We start from the raw sequence: 1790 nt of genomic DNA on the forward strand, positions 1-1790 counted from the left end.
AATGAAAAAACAAACGGTCTGATCAGGCGTTATTTCCCAAAGAAAACTGATTTTTCAACTATAACTAATGAACAACTCCAAGAGGTTGTAATGAAAATTAATACTCGCCCAAGGAAAATACTAAATTATCAGACAGCTGAAGAAGTCTTTATTAATTAGTGATTTAAGGTTTGGTGCACTTGGAACCTGAATTCGGGACTTTTTAATATTCTGCGTAAAAACACAGTAATCAATTGAACCAAAATAGGAACTTAGCTATGGTTTGTTTATCGATAAAAACAAATAAAAAAACGAGTTAATCTACAGGCTCGTTATATCAAAAAAAGGGTTTAGGTAATTTTAATCACTGTAAAAAAGGAAAGATAGGATGTCAAAACAACAAATGGAAAAAACTATATTAGGTATTCATAGTAATATAGCAGGAGATAATGAGGGATTTACTGGAGGTCATGCATGGATTTCAGTTACTAGAAGTGGAACCACTACTGTTTATGGACTGTGGCCTGATGAACACCCTAGGACTCTAGATAATGGCGATGGAACTGATATCAGAGTTGGATTGGAAGGAACTAAATTCCCAAGAGCCAGTAGATTTTATACTCTAAATATGGCTCAGAAGATTAAGCTTGATAAAGGCTTGAAGGCTATTGTTGTCTGGAGGTACACAAACACCTGTGCCTCATGGGCATCTGAACTATTAGATGATGTAACTGGTGTTGCCATTGATGCTGATGATTGGAGTGGATTTGAAACACCAAGGGAGTTAGGAAAACATATTCTAGAACTTGAAAAACGAAAAGGTCCATCTTCAAGAGTTTCTCCAGCTACACCAGAAATGAGAGGAACAAGTTGGTGAATAAATTTATACAAATTTTAATCGTATGTATTATATTTTCAATTTCAGGCTGTACAGAGGGAAAAACTAAAATGGATTATAAAATTTCTGATATTTCTGATATCACTTATAAGATTACTGATAAAGAAGTTGAGTTGAGCTACACACCTTTAATGGAAAGCTTATATTACTCTCCTGGTGTTGATCTTTTAGAAGATAATGGCGAAATAGTTATTCATATTAGAAGATGTAACATTAACTCTAAGTGTGAAGTTGATGCTCAGGCAGAGCAAGGAAGCTCTAACAAAGTTAAATTCGAGTTAAAGCAAAACTATTTAGCCTCACAAATATATTTAAATGAAAAAAACAATACTAACAGTTTAGCTGCATTAGCTCGGAATTAAGCTGTTTTGATATAATCGGGTAGCCGGAGGTCTCTAACCTCCAGCCCCCACACCACCCATCATGCGCTTTCTATTAGTAGTAAGTGCAATGGGCGGTTCATCTCCCGTAATGAATATTGATCCAAATATCTCTCAATGACACTAAACCTTGTGAAGCTAAATAGTCATTGCCTAGCGCAATGTTAATTCCTTTTTTTTTTGAGCTTCTACAAGGGCCTTTACTGGTGATACCACAGGCTATGGCGAGTCGTTCGCTAACACCCAATTTCATTAAACTGCATACTTTGGTGCGTGGTTTACGCCATTGCTGCCAGTAGCACATTCTTATCCTACGGCGGATCCAATGATCTAAATCCACTGTTAGTTGATAAGCGTTAGCTATTAGGTAGTAGTGTCCCCAGCCGCGTAAATACTGCGTGAGTTTATGAATTTGTAGGGTCATTGAGATCTCCCTGTTGCGGTTAGTGAGTTCTCTTACATTTGCTTTAAATTTCTTTTGCGCCTGTTCGTGGATCTGCACTTGAGCGTAACGGAAGGTAAACCGGAGAAAT

4 protein-coding genes are annotated in these 1790 nt (G+C 36.9%); 3 read left to right on the top strand and 1 reads right to left on the bottom strand.

Annotated elements, in window-relative coordinates; all coding sequences use genetic code 11:
• From CWB66_RS23240 to CWB66_RS20175, 3 genes are all read left to right on the top strand, one after another.
• Window positions 1-159, top strand: a 159-nt coding sequence (locus CWB66_RS23240; RefSeq protein ID WP_138586799.1) for an IS30 family transposase, incomplete at its 5' end; no start/stop codon positions are given.
• 208 nt (window positions 160-367) lie between these two features.
• Entirely contained in the window at window positions 368-856 is a 489-nt protein-coding gene (locus CWB66_RS20170) for a hypothetical protein (RefSeq protein WP_138586801.1), read from the top strand.
• Complete coding sequence (locus CWB66_RS20175; RefSeq protein ID WP_138586803.1) at window positions 853-1239, top strand: hypothetical protein; 387 nt, start codon at window positions 853-855, stop codon at window positions 1237-1239. Before CWB66_RS20170 ends, CWB66_RS20175 begins: the two co-directional genes overlap by 4 nt.
• 97 nt (window positions 1240-1336) lie before the next feature.
• Here CWB66_RS20175 and CWB66_RS20180 read toward each other — a convergent pair.
• On the bottom strand, window positions 1337-1790 hold a 454-nt coding region (locus tag CWB66_RS20180; protein WP_289508516.1), incomplete at its 5' end, for a group II intron maturase-specific domain-containing protein.

This window comes from Pseudoalteromonas sp. S558, assembly GCF_005886635.1.
Classification (GTDB): domain Bacteria; phylum Pseudomonadota; class Gammaproteobacteria; order Enterobacterales; family Alteromonadaceae; genus Pseudoalteromonas; species Pseudoalteromonas aliena.